Source organism: Arthrobacter sp. PAMC 25486, from assembly GCF_000785535.1.
In the GTDB taxonomy this organism is placed as follows: Bacteria; Actinomycetota; Actinomycetes; order Actinomycetales; family Micrococcaceae; genus Specibacter.
The window spans coordinates 2,748,869-2,766,916 of record NZ_CP007595.1; the positions used below are offsets into that span (position 1 = coordinate 2,748,869).

At 62.0% G+C, this 18,048-nt stretch carries 16 protein-coding genes; 14 read left to right on the plus strand and 2 right to left on the minus strand.

The genetic code is table 11. From position 1 onward, the window contains the following. Nucleotides 1-7: 7 nt before the first annotated feature. Nucleotides 8-1,624, minus strand: a complete 1,617-nt coding sequence (locus tag art_RS12635) for a thiamine pyrophosphate-dependent enzyme (protein WP_038465377.1) — start codon at nucleotides 1,622-1,624, stop codon at nucleotides 8-10. A gap of 190 nt (nucleotides 1,625-1,814) precedes the next feature. Here art_RS12635 and art_RS12640 point away from each other — a divergent pair, with 190 nt between their 5' ends. The 4 genes from art_RS12640 (at nucleotide 1,815) to art_RS12655 (ending at nucleotide 5,545) form a co-directional block, all read left to right on the plus strand. Then, entirely contained in the window at nucleotides 1,815-3,017 is a 1,203-nt protein-coding gene (locus art_RS12640; RefSeq protein WP_038465379.1) for a helix-turn-helix domain-containing protein, read from the plus strand. A 154-nt stretch (nucleotides 3,018-3,171) separates the two neighbouring features. Then, on the plus strand, nucleotides 3,172-4,521 hold the full coding sequence (locus tag art_RS12645) for an MFS transporter (protein WP_038465381.1): 1,350 nt from the start codon (nucleotides 3,172-3,174) through the stop codon (nucleotides 4,519-4,521). Next, entirely contained in the window at nucleotides 4,518-4,940 is a 423-nt protein-coding gene (locus art_RS12650; protein ID WP_052136408.1) for a RidA family protein, read from the plus strand. The genes art_RS12645 and art_RS12650 overlap by 4 nt, the downstream gene beginning before the upstream one ends. Beyond that, nucleotides 4,937-5,545: an RraA family protein gene (locus tag art_RS12655; protein WP_038465383.1), complete on the plus strand. Its 609-nt coding sequence runs from the start codon at nucleotides 4,937-4,939 to the stop codon at nucleotides 5,543-5,545. Before art_RS12650 ends, art_RS12655 begins: the two co-directional genes overlap by 4 nt. A gap of 379 nt (nucleotides 5,546-5,924) precedes the next feature. On the opposite strand, the gene art_RS12660 is transcribed toward art_RS12655, so the two are convergent. Next, a complete protein-coding gene (locus art_RS12660; RefSeq protein WP_038465385.1) occupies nucleotides 5,925-6,932 on the minus strand; it encodes an adenosine deaminase in 1,008 nt (335 codons plus the stop codon). A 352-nt stretch (nucleotides 6,933-7,284) separates the two neighbouring features. Here art_RS12660 and art_RS12665 point away from each other — a divergent pair, with 352 nt between their 5' ends. The 10 genes from art_RS12665 to art_RS12710 all read left to right on the plus strand — a co-directional run bounded on the left by art_RS12665 (nucleotide 7,285) and on the right by art_RS12710 (nucleotide 17,964). Next, nucleotides 7,285-8,268: a hemin ABC transporter substrate-binding protein gene (locus art_RS12665; RefSeq protein WP_253901350.1), complete on the plus strand. Its 984-nt coding sequence runs from the start codon at nucleotides 7,285-7,287 to the stop codon at nucleotides 8,266-8,268. A gap of 188 nt (nucleotides 8,269-8,456) precedes the next feature. Next, nucleotides 8,457-9,437, plus strand: a complete 981-nt coding sequence (locus art_RS12670) for an iron ABC transporter permease (protein ID WP_253901598.1) — start codon at nucleotides 8,457-8,459, stop codon at nucleotides 9,435-9,437. Further along, nucleotides 9,434-10,252 carry a heme ABC transporter ATP-binding protein gene (locus art_RS12675; RefSeq protein WP_052136409.1) on the plus strand — a complete coding sequence of 273 codons (819 nt, stop codon included), beginning with the start codon at nucleotides 9,434-9,436 and terminating at the stop codon, nucleotides 10,250-10,252. The genes art_RS12670 and art_RS12675 overlap by 4 nt, the downstream gene beginning before the upstream one ends. Beyond that, nucleotides 10,249-11,460 (plus strand): hypothetical protein, encoded by a 1,212-nt coding sequence (locus art_RS12680; protein ID WP_052136410.1) that lies wholly within the window; start codon nucleotides 10,249-10,251, stop codon nucleotides 11,458-11,460. Before art_RS12675 ends, art_RS12680 begins: the two co-directional genes overlap by 4 nt. Then, the gene (locus art_RS21075; protein ID WP_052136411.1) at nucleotides 11,457-12,737 is read left to right on the plus strand and encodes an HtaA domain-containing protein; all 1,281 of its coding nucleotides are present in this window, start codon (nucleotides 11,457-11,459) and stop codon (nucleotides 12,735-12,737) included. Before art_RS12680 ends, art_RS21075 begins: the two co-directional genes overlap by 4 nt. A gap of 109 nt (nucleotides 12,738-12,846) precedes the next feature. Then, nucleotides 12,847-14,235 carry a hypothetical protein gene (locus art_RS21080; protein WP_157875254.1) on the plus strand — a complete coding sequence of 463 codons (1,389 nt, stop codon included), beginning with the start codon at nucleotides 12,847-12,849 and terminating at the stop codon, nucleotides 14,233-14,235. A gap of 102 nt (nucleotides 14,236-14,337) precedes the next feature. Further along, the gene (locus art_RS12695) at nucleotides 14,338-15,324 is read left to right on the plus strand and encodes a DUF916 domain-containing protein (RefSeq protein WP_038465389.1); all 987 of its coding nucleotides are present in this window, start codon (nucleotides 14,338-14,340) and stop codon (nucleotides 15,322-15,324) included. Nucleotides 15,325-15,563: 239 nt separating this feature from the next. After that, complete coding sequence (locus tag art_RS12700) at nucleotides 15,564-16,667, plus strand: DUF475 domain-containing protein (RefSeq protein WP_253901599.1); 1,104 nt, start codon at nucleotides 15,564-15,566, stop codon at nucleotides 16,665-16,667. 44 nt (nucleotides 16,668-16,711) lie between these two features. Beyond that, nucleotides 16,712-17,305, plus strand: coding sequence for a TerD family protein (locus art_RS12705; RefSeq protein ID WP_038465393.1), 594 nt, complete (start codon nucleotides 16,712-16,714; stop codon nucleotides 17,303-17,305). 77 nt (nucleotides 17,306-17,382) lie between these two features. Beyond that, nucleotides 17,383-17,964, plus strand: a complete 582-nt coding sequence (locus art_RS12710) for a TerD family protein (protein ID WP_038465395.1) — start codon at nucleotides 17,383-17,385, stop codon at nucleotides 17,962-17,964. Nucleotides 17,965-18,048: the final 84 nt, after the last annotated feature.

Below are 18,048 nucleotides of genomic sequence, written 5' to 3' on the forward strand. Positions count from 1 at the left end.
GCTCCAGTCAGTTGCTCTTGGGGGAACGGGTTGCGGGGTCCTGCGGCAGGTGCAGTACGGCGGGCAGGCCCGAGGCTGCTGCGCGGCGGAAAGCTGCGGTGAAGTCGGCGGCTGTTTCCACCCGTTCGCCATACCCGCCGAAGGAGCGGGCCAATGCGGCGAAGTCCGGGTTGGTCATGTGTGTTCCTGAGGGGCGACCCGGGTAGTGGTTTTCCTGGTGTTCGCGGATGGTAGCGAAGATGCCGTTGTCCACCACCAGTGCGATGAACCTGGCACCGTGGGCCATGGCCGTCGCCATTTCCTGGCCGTTCATCATGAAGCAGCCATCCCCGGCGACGGAGATGACCTGGCGCCCCGGATAGGCAAGGGATGCCGCCACCGCGGCTGGAATACCCATGCCCATTGCTCCGTTGCGCGGGGCTGCAAGCGAGTTTGCACTGTTGTGTTCCAGGTACCTGGCCGGCCAGAGCGCGTGGTTTCCGGCACCAAAGGTGAGGACTGCGTCGTCGTCCATCTCTTGTTTCAGAAGTCCCATGACGACGCCGAGGTCCACACCCGTTCCACCGTCAGGCTGCGCCGTAGTGAACTTAATCTGATCGGCGCGGGCATCGGTGAACCAGCCTGCCGTCGGCTGCACAGCGGATTCCACGGTGGCCAGAGCCAGTGCGAATGCAGCGGCCCCAACTGTGACGTGCTGATCCATCCGGCCGAAGTGCCCCAATAGGTCGGCGTCGGGAAGGACCACAACGGTATGGGCTTCGAGGCCGCGGGTGTACCCGTCTGACAGCACATCCCCCCGAACACAGCCGAGGAAGAGAATCAGGTCCGCGTTGTCCAGTCGCCGGGCATTGGCGTCGCTGCGGCCGTAGCCCAGGAAGCCGGCATAGGAATCGGAGCTGTGGGGAACGGCATCATAGGCCCGGAAGTCGGCAAGGACCGGGATCCCGTGATGGGCGGCCCAATCAGACAGCGCTGCCCCCGCGTCCTGCGTCCAACCCTCACCGCCGACGACGATGAGCGGACGGACAGCCTTCGCCAATGCGGATTCGAGGAGGTCAAGGTCCGGGCCGGCGGGACCCGACTGGGCGATTCTTCGCGGCTCAACGGTGCCCGTGGCAACTTGGTGGACCAGCACATCCTCCGGAAGCCCGATCACTACGGGACCCGGCCGTCCGCTCATCGAGGTGAACATCGCGTCGTCAACGACACGTGCTGCCGAGGCGGCGTCGTCAAGGGTGACGACCTTTTTTGCCGTGCTGCCGAACCAGGCGTTGATGTCGAATTCCTGAAAGGACTCCCTTCCGCGATCGGCCACGGGGATCAGGCCCACAAACAGGACCAGCGGCGTGGCGTCCTGGTGTGCGGTGTGAATGGCGATGAACGCGTTGGCGGCACCCGGGCCGCGTGTCACCATGGCGACCCCGGGGAGTTCGGTCAGCCGTCCCTCGGCAAGGGCCATGAACCCGGCACCCCCTTCATGACGGGTCACCACTGTTTCAATTGTGGAGTCATGGAGCCCGTCCAAGACGTCCAGATAGCTTTCACCCGGGACACCATATACCCGCTTGATGCCCGCCCGCTCCAGTTGGGCGACGATCAGATGGCCTGCAGTTGTAGTGCTCAATGCGTCATACCTTTTCTTTGGGGCCTGCCCGGGAGCCCAGGAACCTGTCCGGGCGATGGATATCGGCACAGCCCAGCCACACCAGTAGGGATGTGACTGGACTCACTCTTGGGTCTGTTTCAATTCTGCCAGTAGTTTTACCCAAAATAACTAGCAGTCCGTCACGGAAATATGGCTCTAGAATGTGAGAATGCACAATTTAGATTTCACGGGCGAAGATGCCCGCTGGGACAGTCTGGTCGAACGCCTGCGGGGGCGCCTCAACGTTCTGGTCAGTTCATTCATGGCACGCGTTGCCGAGATCCCCGAATATGCGGAAGGCCGGGTCAACCTGACGGAAATGCAGGACACAGCTAGGGAGACCTTCAGTCGGCTTGTCGACGGACTGCGCGACGAACTTTGCCACCACCCCGGCAAAGGGGACGCCTCAGACACGCTGCGGCAGTTCTCCTCTGAACTGGGCGCCAAGCGCGCACGGGCCGGCGTCTCCTCCGAGGCGTTGACGTCTGCGGTGCGGCTTGACTTCAGCATCCTATGGGCCGATCTGCTGGAAATATCGGATCCCGGGGACGCAGCATTGCTGACCACCCGCGTAGACCGCGTTTGGCGTGTTGTTGATGAATTTGCCACCCAAACCCATGCCAGCTACGCGATGGAGCGCGTCCGGATGGCACAGGAAGAATCCAACATCCGGCGAGAGTTCATCTCCCGGCTGTTCAGCAAATCCGAACTGTCCGCCGCCACCGTCAGCCAAGCAGGCGCCGCACTGGCCACAGACGCCGAGGCCAGATTTTCCATTGTGGCGGCAAGCGGGGATGCCGCTTCCAAACTTCGAACAGCGGCCGCCCAGGGTGGCTGGAACCAGCCGCACCAGCGACTTTTCACGCACGAGTTTGGGGGCAGTACATACGTATTTTGGGCCTTGCCCCGCGCCACCGGCCAAAGCGCACCCGACGGCGGGCAGGATTACATTCCCGCAGCCATCAACGGAATACCCTGCGGTTTCGTGCCTGGCTTCATGGGACTGCGCGGACTCCCTCCGGCGGCCCGCACGGCCGAACGCCTGGCCCTTCTACTGCAGCCAGACGACCACGGACCCCTGACCGCGGGAGCAGCCTGGGCGAGGCTGGCAAAACAGCAACTTCAGGGCGCCGGGCTGGACCTGTGGGCCGACCTCGATGCAAGCCTTGCCAACTGCCGGGGCGGAGAGCGTGAGCGGCTCGAGGAAACGGTCCGCCACTTCCTTACAACAGGCAGCATCACCACCACGGCGCAGGAGCTCTTCTGCCATCGCAACACGATCCTCAACCGGCTCAATCGTTTTGAGGAGCTGACCGGGATCAGCCTGACAGTACCCGATCAGGCGGCACGGCTGGTGGTGGCCTGGGCCTGAGTCCATCCTGTCCGACAAAATACAGAACGTGTGTGAACACACATTTTTTGGTGTTCTTTACTGGCAAATAAGCCATTGAACTGTGCCGTGTGACACACCATAGTTGAATGCATCCCGCTTTCTTCACCTGCACGACCCTCATCTGGAGTACACGATGACCCAATCTCTTGAAACGCCCACAGCCGCATCGGCGCGGCTCGACCTCGTAAAGATGCGAAAGATTGCTTTCGCCAGCGTTATCGGAACCACCGTCGAATGGTACGACCTCTTCGTCTTTGCCACGGCCTCAGCACTGGTCTTCAACAAGATCTTCTTCCCCAGCTTTGATCCACTGGTGGGCACCATGCTCGCTTTCGGAACCTTTGCGTCAGCCTATGTGGCACGTATGATTGGTGCGATCATCTTTGGCCACTTCGGTGACAGGGTGGGACGCAAATCCATGCTTCTGGTCTCCCTTCTCACTATGGGTGCGGCGACATTTGCCATCGGCCTGTTGCCTGACTACAACACCATCGGCGTCATGGCACCGTTGCTCCTGTTGCTCCTTCGTGTCATCCAGGGCCTGGCCTTGGGCGGCGAATGGGGTGGCGCCGTTCTCATGACCGTGGAACATGCACCCGCACACCGCCGCGGTTTCTACGGCTCCCTGGTCCAGGTGGGTGTCCCCGCCGGCACCTTGATCGCAAACGTCGTGTTCTTGATTGCCGCCTCCACCATGAGCAGCGATTCACTGCACGCCTGGGGCTGGCGCATTCCCTTCCTGGCATCAGCATTGTTGGTCGCCGTGGGCATATACATCCGCCTCCACATCGAGGAAACCCCGTCCTTCCAAGCAGTGAAGTCGGCCGGAGCCAAGGCCAAGATGCCGTTTGCCAGCCTCATGGCCAAATATTGGAAGCAGGTCGTCCTCGGCGGCGTTGCAACTCTCTCAACTGGCAGCACGTTCACCCTGCTCGTTGCATCGGGCGTCGCCTACGGCAAAAAAGAGCTGGGCCATTCGGAGAGTCTCATGCTCTGGGTCGTGCTGGCATCTTGCGCTTTGTGCTTCGTGCTCATCCCATTCTTTGGAAACCTATCCGACAAGTACGGCCGCAAGCCGATAATTTACGCCGGCGTTGCAGCCGAAGCACTCTTTGCCTTCCCCATGTTCTGGCTGATGGACACCAAGTCCGTGGCGCTGCTTTTCGTCGCCTACCTGGTCATGATGACGGCTTTTGCCGCCAACTACGGTCCCATCGCCACCTTCCTGGCCGAACTGTTTGGTTCCAAGGTCCGCTATTCCGGACTGTCCGTGGCCTACATGCTCTCGGGCCTGCTGGGCAGTGCAGCCACACCGTTCATCACTACATGGCTGCTCGGTATTACGCACCAGAGTTCCTCGATCGCCTGGTACATCATGGGTGCCGCACTCGTCTCGCTCTGCGCCCTCTTCGTCTTGACCGAGACCCGGCACGGAAACATCGACGCCGTCGACGTTTCACCGGTCGAAGCAGCCGCAGCATGACCGGCATCCATCGGATCTCCGAGATCCCAGGGCAGGCTCCGGCTGTCGGACCTTTCTCGCACGCAGTGGTGGCCAACGGATTCATCTTCACCTCCGGCCAGATCCCGGCCATCACCAGCCTGGACGACCAGCCTGGCACCTTCGAGGGGCAGGTCCGCCAGACCATCGAAAACCTGCGGGCTGTCCTGGAAGCGGCCGGGTCGGACTTGGAACATGTAGTCAAGGTGAACACCTATCTCACAAGCCAGGACCAGTTGAAAGAATACAACCGGGTGTACGCCGAATACTTCGGTCCAGCGAAGCCAGCCCGGACCTCCGTCTGCGTCAGCCTCTGGGGAGTTGCCCTGGAAATCGAGTGCGTGGCCGTGCTGGCGTCCCAGACTGCCATCACAACGTCCATGAACGGGGCCACATCGTGACTGCAACTCTCCTGCCAAATCTGGCCGCTGTCAGTTACCCGACGATTGGCCACTTTCTGGAAGACGGCTTTGTCGATCCGGCGATCCAGTCACTGCTGGTCGGCGTCAAGATTGCCGGCCCCGCAGTCACTGTCCGGATTGCCGACAACGACGCCATCGCCATGAACCATGCGCTTCTGGCCATGAAGCCCGGCGACGTGCTGGTGGTGGACATGTCAGGGGACCACCGGCACGCACCGGTCGGTGCCGTCACCGCAGCTGCCGCAGTCGCACAGGGTGCTGCGGCCATCGTGGTGGATGGCGTTGCAACAGATGTCCTGGAACTGAGGGAAACCGGGCTGCCGGTATTTGCCCGCGGCACGTCATGCCTGACCACCAAGCGTGTTTACAGCACCGGATCAGCAGTCAACGTCCCGGTGCAGTGCGGCGGCGTGACCGTCAATCCCGGAGACTTGGTGCTCGGTGACGACAACGGTGTGCTGACCCTCTCCCCCGAGAAAGCCGGGCAGGTGCTGCAACAGGCCCTTGAATCAGACGCCGCCGAACCATTGATCATGGCCCGCATCAGGGCTGGCGAGTCGTTGGCAACCATCCTCGCCGTCTGAGTTCGGCCCACGATCCCACGTCAAGAAACGTCCGGGCCCGCACCGAAAAGGTGCGGGCCCGGCGTCGTACTTGTGTGTAATGCCCTACCTCTGACAACCACCGCGCCGCGGCGACGGATCAAGCACGATCTGGTCGTTGGCTTCCGGGACTGCAAGGTTCCCGCCGGACGCGCGGCGAGAACGGGGCATCTCTGCACCATTTTCCGTGACGCAGGAGCCAACTCGTGACGTCGAAAATCCGTCAGTTTCGCGAGTTGGGCCCATCTTCGGGAGCGGCGGCCGAAGATGGAGCGGTTTGGCTCCAATCTCGGCACCAATCCGCGAAGTAATTCTGTTTCGGAAGCATCACACCCGCAATTTCTCACGGCTCAGTCCACGCCTAGCCCTGGGCGGCGCTCCAGGCCGCGAGTTCGCCCAGCAGTTCGTCCTTTCGGGCCGAAGAGGCGAAGGAGGAGCGGATCGAGTTGCCGGCCAGCGTCTCCAGTGTCGCCGCATCCCACTGGAACTCGGCCACCATGGCGTCAAAGTTGGCACCCACGTAGCCGCCAAAGTAGGCCGGGTCGTCCGAGTTGACGCACACGTTCAGCCCGGCCGAGAGCATCTGTGGCAGCGGGTGGGCGGCGAGGGTGTCCACGGCCCGCAGCCGCACATTGGACAATGGGCAAACGGTCAGCGGAATCTGCTCCGCCACGAGCCGCTTGACCAGAATCCGGTCCTCGACGGCCCTGATCCCGTGGTCGATGCGCTCCACACCCAACAGGTTCAGCGCGTCCTCCACGTAACTGGGCGGACCCTCTTCTCCGGCGTGGGCCGTGAGCCGCAACCCTGCCTCGCCTGCCCGCTTGAACAGGCGGATGAATTTCGACGGCGGATTGCCCACCTCCGCCGAGTCCAGGCCGATCCCGATGATGGGTGCATCCATGGTCAGCAGAGCCTCCAGAATTTCCAGCGCTGATTCCTCCGACTCGTCACGCAGGAACGCGGCAATCAGCCCCGCGGAAATGCCAAAGTCAGCCACGCTGGAAGCCAGCGCCGAGGCAATACCGTTGACCACCGTCGTCAATGCAACACCGCGGGCCACATGCGCCTGCGGGTCAAACATGATCTCGGCATGGCGCACCCCAGATGCCTGGGCTCGGCGAAGATATGCACGCGTCATGTCGGCAAAATCAGCTTCGGTGATGAGTACCGCCATGTTCGCGTAATACAGGTTCAGAAAGGATTGCAGATCGCTGAACTCGTACTGTTCGCGCAGCGTCTCCAGGGTGGGAAATGGCAGCGTGATGTTGTTGCGGGCGGCCAGCTCTAGGATCAGTTCCGGTTCCAGTGTGCCTTCGATGTGCAGGTGCAGCTCGGCTTTGGGCAGCTGAATGATGGGGCTCTTCATGCCTTCATGATATGGCGGGACGCGCAGTGGCCAGGGTTCCGCAACGCCGCCCCCAGCCGGACCCCAGCTCCGCACCGGCCCGCAGAGGCAACTGTGGCCTGAAATTGGTCACATTTGTGTAATCTTATTATTTGCAGTTAGGTTAGGTTTACCAAAGTACGAAATTTCATCATTTGAGGCCATGTCTTCGGCACCGTCTGCACCCAAAATTTTTGATCTGCCAAAGGACTTCAGAGTGCCCACCCCACTGCCCCGCCGCCTGGCCAAATCTTCCATTGGATTGCTGGTGGCGGGCGTCCTGTGTCTGACTGGGTGTTCTCCCACATCACAGCTTCAAGGCAGCAAACCCGGCGTGGCATTGAGCGAAGCATCCGTCATTGACAATCCCAAGAGCCACGAAGGGCCTTCCACCGCTATTCTCACCGAGGCGGCACTCAATCCAGTGGCACGCAATCCCGAATCAACGTTGCCCGTCCAGGTCACCGACGCCCAGGGCACAAGCGTCACTATTTCCGACGTCTCGCGCATCCTGCCCATCGACCTTTACGGCACCTCATCGCGCATCGTGTTCGATCTCGGCTTGGGCGCGAACGTGGTTGCCCGGGACATCTCGTCCGATTTTGATGAAATTAAGGACCTTCCCCTCGTGACCCACGACGGCCACCAGCTCAACGCCGAAGCAATCCTGCAACTGGCGCCATCGGTGATCATCACCGACTCCTCGCTCGGCCCGTGGGATGTTGTCTTGCAAATGCGCGACGCCGGGATCCCGGTTTTTGTGGTTGACTCACATCGCAGTTTGGAAAATGCGGGCGGAATGATCACCACAATTGCCTCCGCACTGGGCGTCCCTGAAGAAGGTAGCAAGCTCGCCGACCGCACGGAGACAGAGGTGGCCTCCATCAGTTCTCGGATCAAGGAAATTTCGCCGTCCGGCGGGGATCGCTTAAGGATGCTCTTTCTCTATGCTCGCGGGCAGTCCGGCGTGTACTACCTGTTCGGCGAAGGTTCCGGCGCAGATTCACTCATCACCTCGCTGGGCGGTGTCGACATTGCCACCGAAATCGGCTGGAAGGGCATGCGCCCCATGACTGATGAGGCCCTGGTTGAGGCCTCACCGGATTTGGTCATCATGATGACCAGCGGCTTGGAATCGGCAGGCGGTGTGGACGGAATACTTGATTCGGTGCCCGCCCTGGCCCTCACGCCGGCCGGCTCAAAACACCGCATCGTCGACATGGCCGATTCCGCTGTACTCAGCTTCGGCCCCAATTCTGCTGAGGTACTAGAAGCCCTGTCCGTGGCAATTTACGCACCCACCACGGCAGCACCATGACCGCTGCGCGGCTACTCCCCCTCCCTCTCGTCCTCCCGACAACACAGTCCCCCACGGTGGCGCCGCTAGACGCAGCCGACCCAGGCATGCCGGATTCCGTCGGGGCGGGCGCAACCCGCAAAGGCTTGGTTCGACGCCGGACGACGTCGGGTTTGGTGATCACAGCCTTGGGTTTGGCCGTTCTTGTCATGGCCCTGTTTTCGGCCGGCATTGGCCAAATGCAGTTGAGCCCCTCCGAAATTTTGGCCAGCCTCCTCCACGGGATCGGTCTCGACTGGGGAACCCTGCCTACACACCCGTACGCCGGGTCGGCATTGTGGTCTGTCCGCTTCCCCCGGGTAGTGATGGCGGTTGTCGTTGGTGCGGCTTTGGCCTGTTCAGGCGTTCTGATGCAAGGAGTTTTTGGCAACCCGCTGGCAGAACCGGGGGTTGTGGGAGTCTCCTCCGGCGCTGCCGCGTTGGCCTGCGTGGTGATAGTTTTTGGGCTGAACTTCTTCGGCACCTGGACCGTGGCCTTCGCAGCATTCCTGGGCGGGCTCGCCGCCACCGCAGTGGTCTACGCCACGGCACGCTCCGGGGGACGCACGGAGGTCGTGACCCTGGTCTTGACGGGTGTGGCCATCAACGCGGTCGGGGGTGCCGTGATCGCTCTCATGACATTTCTGGGCGATAGCTCCTCCCGCGAAGAGATCATTTTCTGGCAGCTCGGCTCGCTCAACGGCACCCGTTGGGACAACGTCTTGATCGCAGGACCTGTCACGGCCATCGGTATTGGTCTGGCCTTTTTTCTGACGCGCAAACTGGATTTGCTGGCCTTGGGTGAACGCCCGGCACGACACTTGGGCGTCGACGTCGAGCGGCTGCGTGTCCAGGTAATCGTCATCGTCGCCATTTTGACCGGCGCCGCCGTGGCTTTCGCAGGCATCATCGGTTTTGTTGGCTTGGTGGTCCCCCACATGTTGCGCCTCGCTCTGGGCCCCGGACACAAAGTGCTGCTACCGGCTAGCGCCCTAGGCGGAGCATTGCTGCTGCTGGTTGCCGACACCGTCGCTCGAACTTTGGTCCCGAATGCAGACCTGCCCATCGGCATGTTGACCGCGCTGGTTGGCGGACCGTTCTTCTTCTGGCTCATCCGGCGCACCCGCAAGCAGGACGGAGGCTGGTCATGAACGCCGAGCCCGTCGTGCAGGCACGCAATGCCCGGTTGCAGCTGTCAGGAAAAGACATTCTTGACGGCATAGATCTTGTACTGTTTTCCGGCGAAGTACTTGCCCTCGTCGGCCCCAATGGTGCCGGCAAGTCAACCCTGCTGGCCGCACTGTGCGGGGACGTGCGCCTCGACTCAGGCAGCATTGAGATCCATGGTGTGGAACTTGGGCAATGGCAAGTGAAGGATCTTGCGCGGCTGAGGTCGGTGCAGCTGCAAGATTCCAAGGTGTCGTTTTCCTTCAGCGCAGACGACGTCGTACGCATGGGCCGTGCCCCGTGGGTTGGCACCCGGTTCGAGGACCACGACGAAGCCGTCATCGGCGCAGCCACGGCAAGCGCAGAAACCACTGCACTCTCGGACCGCAATTACCCCACACTCTCTGGCGGGGAAAAGTCACGGGTGGCCTTTGCCCGGGTGCTGGCCCAGGAAACACCGGTCATCCTGCTCGATGAACCCACGGCAGCCATGGACATCCGTTACCAGGAACTGGTGCTTGCCCGGGCCAGAGATCGTGCAGCGGCGGGCGCCGCCGTCGTCGTCGTCCTTCATGACCTGTCACTGGCGGCGGCTTACGCCGATCGGATTGTGCTGCTCGACGCCGGGCGGGTCCACGCAAGCGGATCCCCGCGGGACGTCTTGCAATCCCAGATTCTCAGTGACGTATACAGGCACCCGGTGACCGTCATGGAGCTGCCGGGATCGGGCGGCTTGGCAGTGGTGCCGCTGCGTCCCCATCGTCAAAACCTTATGGCTCTCCAGGAGGACCCAGTATGACCGCGCCACAGCACCTTCCAGCCAGGCGGGGTTTCCGGATAGCTTTGCTCGCCGTAACCCTGGCTTCAATCCCACTGCTGCCGGGTCTGCCCTCCAGCCCGGCAAGTGCAGCAGGCAGCATCACTGTCGATTCCCCCCTGGGCAGCGGCCAGGCGGCAGCGGACGGTGCCACCACAATCACGGTGGCAGGATCCGGCTTGCAATCCATTCCCAAGGCTTTTGGCGGCGTCTACGTGGTCTTTGGCTACGCACCCGACACCGGTTTCTGGGCACCCAGCCAAGGTGGAAAGTCCGGCACTGACTTCTTCTATGTTGCCGACTCGCAGGCAAAGGACAACGGCGGTTATCAACGATTCGTGGCTTTTCCGGGCTCCAGCACATCGGACTCCGCCAACGGCGGGACACTTTCTGCCGAGGGCTCGTTCAGCCTCTCCATGGTCATACCGGGGCCCACATTTAGCCACGAAACGGCCAGCGGCGGCAGCACCGTCGACTGCCGTGAGGTCCAGTGCGGCATCTTCACCTTCGGCGCCCACGGAGTCGTCAACGCCAACAACGAGACTTTCACACCCCTGAGCTTTGGTGCCGCGGCGGTGACCTCTACCGAGACAAACACCAACAAGCCAGTCGATGAGGCTGCCACCACACCCGCCGCAGGTGCCGGCGAACCAGAGGCGCCCGCGGCGCCGTCGACTGCGGCACCGAAGGTTGTCACCAACGGAGCACCGTCGCTGGGCGTCACAGCAAAAACAGTAGTCGCCGGGAATGTGCTCAGCTTTACAGGGCAGGGATTCGCCGCCGGGGAACAGGTGGCCGCCGCACTTTCAGGCGGCGTGAGCGCCGCCGGCCCCATTGTCGCAGGAAGCTTCGGAGAGGTTGCCGGGGCAGTTGAAATTCCCATGGACATGGTCGCCGGAACTCACAAGCTGACACTGATCGGGGCAGCCTCCAAGACGAACGTGGCGGCAGAGTTCGCCGTCATGGCCAATCCGGCGGGGCTTGCATCACCCACCCAGGACGAGCCGGCCGGAATCTGGTGGGCGCTGACAGCCGTCATCGCCGCCGCCTGTGTGCTCCTTTTGGTAGTGCTCACCTCTCTCTTCACGGCACTGACCCGTCGCCGGAACTCCGCCAGACAGGAGCGCAGCTCCGCTCCGGCAGCCTCCCCGCGGTTGCCCGCAGCAGAGCAAGTGGGTGACTTGGCGTGAAGCAACCCATTTGGTTGACGCTGCCCCTGCTTGCCTCACTGCTGCTGGCCCCGGCAGCGCTGGCCGCACCCGCTCAAGCGTCCACGCGGCCTGCAGAACGCCAGGACATCAGCCTTGACGTGGTCATCCCCGGCGCAACGGAAATCTCCGTGAGCAACGCCCAACTGCGTTGGGGTCTCAACCAGGAAGTCAGCTCTGGAGCCTATTTTGGCGAGTGCAACTTCCTCTCCGCAGGAACCGCTGGCGACACCGGCTCCTCCCGTGTGTGGACCCAAGCTGATGGAATCTACGCAGCCGAGCAGGGAAATACCCGCATTGAAAAGCCCAACACGGCAGGCGAATGGGTCACAGATTCGTGGGACGGAAAGTGCTTGGGTGCTGACGGCAGGACCGTCGGCACAACAGCCACAGAAACTGGAACGGACGCCCAGGCCGTCATGGAGGCTGGTACGGGAACCATCAACGCCAGCCAGCAAAGTGCCACGGTCAACTGGCAGGGCTCATTCACCGTGGCCATGTATGGGGGAATGACCTACTGGTCGGTCACGGATCCCATGCTTTCCGTCGTCGGGGGCAAAGGCACCCTCCGGGCCACCGTCAGCGGGCATGCCGCCGACCGCAGCGACAGCACTTCGTGGACTGCCATTCCGCCACGCCAGGTCACCATTGCCACACTGCCCAAAGTGGCATTGGGCGCGAAGGGCATAATCACCGAACCGGCCTACCGAAAGGTTCCCGCCGAAGGGGTGGAACCAGCTCAAGACAGGACCATCGAAAACCCTTATTGGGGGGCTTTCCCCCAAGACTTCCTGGACTTCCAGGCAGCCACCGGGCAGGGATCATATTGGTACTCTTCCGGGGGCCTGCGTGACGCCGCCAAGGTCGCCTCAACCCTGTACATCAGCTACTCGGCAGACTTGCCAGTGGAGGCGCGGGCACCAGCAAGCGTCCCCGCCCCGCCCGCGCATCCTGGTGCCACAGAAGGAGTCATCCCTGGCGCATCGGCGGCTCCTGGGCCGCCTGTCGCACCCGGGACCGTCACAGACTCAAACCCGGTGTCCGGCGTCGTGCACACGGCCACAATTCCGGTGGCCCAAGCCATGAACTGGCTGGGCGGGTCGTTGATTCCGCCAATCCTTGATATGGCAAAGAATCATCGAGATGCCCTGCTGTGGTCCCTGGCGGCTCTTTTGGCACTCTCGGCATTCGCCTGGATCGGCTTCAAACGTGGCTGGCTGCAGTGGCCATTACGCAATGCAGCTCCACCGCCAAACTAATTACGAAAACTTTACTTAACGTAATTTGCACATTATTGGTTAGGTTAGGCTAAGCTAACTTTGATTTACTTTGCCGCCACTCTTTGACCACTCAGAAATCGGAGAAATCATGTCCGCACACCGTTGGGCCACGCCCACCGTACGCAAGCCCATTACCGTTGCTGCCGCAGTTGCCGGCCTCGCCCTTGTCTTCAGCGCCTTCGCTGCGGTCCCTGCACAAGCAGCCAGCCAGGACGTATCCGGCGTGGAACTCAGCTGGGGGCTCAACGCCGAATCCGGCGCGGGAGCCTTCAACGGCAGTTGTAACTTCCTCTCCGCCGGCACCGCCGGGGACACCGGCTCAAGTCGCGCATGGACCGAAGCAGACGGCTTCTACAAGTCCACCGACGGCAACGTCTCCATAGTCAAGGACGGGCCCTCAGCCACCACGATCGCCACCACCTGGGCCAACAAGTGCCAGACCGGGGCGGGAACTCCCGTTTCCCCCATGGGCACCGCGGCGCTCAGCAACAACAAGGCCGTGTTTGCCAACGGCTCCGGAACAGTTGACCCCGCCACGGGAATAGCAACAATTTCCTGGACCGGCTCCCTCACCTCAGTTTTCTACGGCGGACTGACCTACTGGAGCGCCAGCAACCCGGTCCTCACGGTCAAGGCCGACGGAACTGCCACGTTGAAGGCAACGGCCAGCGGCTACGGCGCAGACCAGGCTGACGCAAACGTGTGGATCCCGATTCCGGCCACCGAAATCACCCTGGCCAACCTCACCGGCGTCGAGGTGGATGCCGATGGTTTCACGGTGAGCCCCCAATACTTGGGCGTCATTGCCCCGGCAGGCGTGGAACAGGCGACCGGCACCCCTACGTCTGGCGCATTCCCGGCTGATTTCGTTTCGTTCCAGGGGGCCACGGGCACTCAGGCATACTGGTACTCCTCCGGCGGCTCAGCCGATGCCCGAAAGGTCGCTGCCCCCGTCACCGTCGGATGGACTGTTACCGGTGCTGAGCCTGAGGCGCCTGGCGACAACAACAAGATCGACCTCGAGGTGACCGTACCGGAAGCCCCGGTCGCTCCTGAGCCCGGCGAATTCTCCTGGACCGTCGCCGGCACCTCCGCAGCCTTGGGCACCGCCACGCAGAACGCGGGCGGAACCTTCGGAGCAACAGGCACACTGCCGTCCATCACCGTCAAGGACACCCGAGATGGTTCGACGGGATGGTCCATCAACGGCAAGGCCTCAAACTTCTCCGACGGCGCCAAGTCCTTCAGCGGCTCGGCTCTGGGCTGGACCCCCACAGCCTCCAACCCGGTTGGTGCCATCACCGCCGGCGGTGCCGTGTCAGCCGGCAATCCGGGCCTGGCGGAGTCTCGCACCCTGGCCTCAACCACAGCAGCTGGCGGCGCAACGCTGGATGCCGCCCTGTCTTTCCTAGCACCGGCCAGCACCGCGGCCGGCAGCTACACCTCAACGCTGACAATTACCGCCATTAGCGAGTAACGAGAAGCCCCAACGGGGTGTTGGCTCCTGCGGACCTTGCTCCGCAGGACCCAACACCCCATTTTCTCGTTACCAACCGCCACACACCCGCCTGAGGAAATAATGAGATTCCCAACCCGCACCGCACACGAGTGCCCCCGAGCCTGGCTCGCCTTGCTGGCTGCTGTCCTCATCTCCGTCATGGCCCTATTGCTCGCGCCAGCCCCTGCACAGGCAACAAGTGGCGATGATCTCTCATGGAGCGTCAAGCCAGGCGGCGACACCGCTCGCACCAACTTCAGCTACGAAATGGATGCGGGTGGCACACAGCACGACTCTTTTGTCGTCACAAATTTAGGAGCCAAGGCGTTCAAACTGGCGGTATATGCCGCTGACGGAACCACCTCCACCACCGGGGCGCTGGATCTCCTGCCGGCCACTGAGGCGTCAACCGGCATCGGAGCATGGGTCACGGTTGAAACACCCACCATCGAGCTGGCGCCAGGCGCCCAGGCGGATGTGCCGTTCACCGTGGCCGTCCCGGCGGATGCCGAACCCGGGGACTACGTGGGTGGGCTGCTCTCCTCCTACGTGGACATCGCCAATGGCGGGACAGTGCAAGTGGACCGCCGGCTCGCCACCCGGATGAATGTCCGGGTGGCTGGCGACGGCCGGGTAAGCATGGCATTGAGCCAGCTTGCAGCATCCACGGGCCTGGCCTGGAATCCCTTCGCCCCGGTCCCGGGCAGCGTTGCGTTTGAAATCACCAACTCCGGCAATGTCCGCGCACGGGGACCCTACACTGTCACCATGGCGGGACCGTTTGGTTGGGGCAAGCGCACCACGACGATCGCATCCGCCGAACTAATCCCTGGCGGCAGTGCAGCGGTGGCAACCTCACTGGAGGGAGTCTGGCCTCTGGGTTGGTTGACCACCACTGTGGAAATGTCCCCCGAAGGAATCGACGGGGTGCCCGGGACCGCCGCTACCATCACGACGGACGGCTGGGCTGTTCCATGGGGCCAGTTCGGCCTATTGGCGGTCATCGTTGCGGCCGCCATATGCATTGGACTGTGGCGCGGACGTTCCGCCAAGAAGGAACTGCCCTGATTTCGGCTGGCTGTTGGCGCGCCTCGCTACGCAAAGAAGTCAGGTCCTGGCGCAACGCTTTGAGAGAACAAGGGAACCTTTTTTGCCACTCAACCATTAGAACTATGTATCGTGAATGGAGATAGTTGGAATTTGGGGATCAAGGGAGGCCCCGAGCTGCGGTACGCCGCGGCTGCATAAATGACGGGTGCCTGGCAGCGTAGCCCAGGACCTTTAGAGGAGCTTGTCAGCGCGTGTTTATGAGAACTTTTGGCTGGTCCTTCGGGATCACCGCCGTCGCGCTCACTGTCGCATTTTTCTATGGCGGCGTTGAAGCGCTTATCCTCTGCGCCATCCTTGGTGTCCTCGAGGTGAGCCTCAGCTTCGACAATGCCGTGGTCAACGCCCGCATCCTGGAAAAGATGAGCGCATTCTGGCAGACGATGTTCCTCACCGTGGGCATCCTGATCGCTGTCCTGGGCATGCGCATCGCCTTCCCGCTGCTGATTGTGGGCGTCACCGCGAACCTCAACCCGATCGAAGCCGTCCAGCTGGCCCTGGAAAAGGGCGACATCCACACCCCCGGCTCCTACGCTTACCTGCTGCACGACGCGCACCCTCAAATCGCCGCATTTGGCGGAGTCTTCCTGCTCATGCTGTTCCTTGACTTCATGTTCGAAGAGCGGGAACTGCACTGGCTAAAATGGCTGGAAAAGCCGCTCGCGTTCATTGGCCGCCTGCACGGCGCCTCCATTGTCATCGCCCTGATGATCCTTGTCGCCTCGGCCGCCATGGTCCGCCCCGGCAAGGAAATTGACGTGCTCATCGCCGGCATTCTGGGCATGGTCACCTACCTGCTTGTGAACGGCCTGGGCGATCTGTTCAACGTTGACGGCGACGAGGATGAGCACGAAAGCCCCGAAGCCGCGGCCCTGGCAAAGAAGAACAACAAGGGCGTTGGCAAGGCAGTGGGCAAGGCCGCCTTCATGCTGTTCCTCTACCTGGAAGTCATCGACGCCTCGTTCTCGTTCGACGGCGTGATCGGCGCCTTCGCCATCACCTCCGACCCCATCATCATCGCCCTCGGTCTCGGTTTGATCGGTGCCATCTTCGTCCGTTCACTCACCGTCTTTCTCGTCCGTGAAGGTACGCTCGATGACTATGAATACCTTGACCACGGCGCGCATTGGGCCATCGGCGCCCTCGCCATCATCCTGCTGCTGACCATCAGCATCGAGATCAACGAGGTCATCACCGGACTCATCGGCGTGGTCTTCATCGGCGCCGCATTCCTGTCCTCCATTGTCCGCAACAAACGCGCCGCGGCAGGTACCCCTGCCACACAAGACCAACTCGTTGGCTAGGCGCGGCACAATTTTCCACACCCAGATATTAGGAGCAAAACGTTATGGGACTTAGTTTGCAAAAGGGCCAGGCCCTTTCACTGAAGAAGAACGACGGCGCCGCACTCACCCAGGTGCGGATGGGCTTGGGCTGGGACTCTGCAGCCCCCGTCAAGCGCGGCCTCTTTGGCGGCCTGAAGAAGGCAGCCGACATTGACCTGGATGCTTCGGCCATCTTGTTCGACAAGCAGGGCAAGGCGATTGACACCGTCTTCTTCAACCAGCTCAGCAGCAAGGACGGCTCGACCCGGCACACGGGCGACAACCTGACGGGTGAGGGCGACGGCGACGATGAAACCATCATGGTGAACCTGCCCAGCGTGTCCGCAGCAGTTGAGCAGATCGTGTTTGTCATCAGCAGCTACAGCCGCCAGACTTTTGACATGATCGAGAACGCGTTCTGCCGCCTGGTGGACGATTCGACCCCCGGCTCCCCCGAGGTTGCCCGCTTCCAGCTGACGGATGCCGGCACCCATACGGCCATGATCATGGCCAAGGTCTCCCGCGAAGGTGCAGGCTGGAAGTTCACAGCCATCGGCGACCGCGCCAACGGGCGCACCGCCATGGACCTGATCCAGCCGGCAGCCAGCGCCCTATAGAGTTTCGACTAAGCAGTTCCATCAAGCATTTCTGTTTATCAGATAGCTCGCTTCGTACTTAGAGGAGTTTAGTTTTCATGGCATCTTTGACACTGTCCAAGGGCAGCAACCTTTCCCTGACCAAGGCCGATCCGGGCCTGCAAATGGCCATGATCGGCCTGGGCTGGGACCCACGCACCACCAGCGGCGACGCGTTCGACCTGGACGCCTCGGCGATTCTGGTCACCGCCAATGGCAAGGTCCGCAACAACGATGACTTCATTTTTTACAACCAGCTCTCCTCCAAGGATGGCTCCGTTGTTCATCAGGGTGACAACCGGACAGGTGAAGGCGACGGTGATGACGAGCAGGTCCTGATCAACCTCGCCACGGTCTCCCCCGACATCGAGCGCGTTGTTATCGTGGTTTCCATCGACCAGGCTGAGGCCCGCCGGCAGAACTTTGGCCAGGTCCGTGACGCTTATTGCCGCGTCGTAAACCAGGACAACGATTCGGAAGTGGTCCGCTACGACCTCTCCGAGGACGCCGCATCGGAGACAACCATGGTCTTTGCCGAGATTTACCGCCATGGTGCAGAGTGGAAGTTCCGCGCTGTCGGCCAGGGCTACGCGAGTGGCTTGCACGGCATCGCCACCGATTACGGCATTGTTTTGGACTAGCACCACCGCACTGGCACCACCGGATTGGCAGCATCTGCGGGTGTGCGGCCCTCGCCGCACACCCGCATCCCACCCAAACTCCAC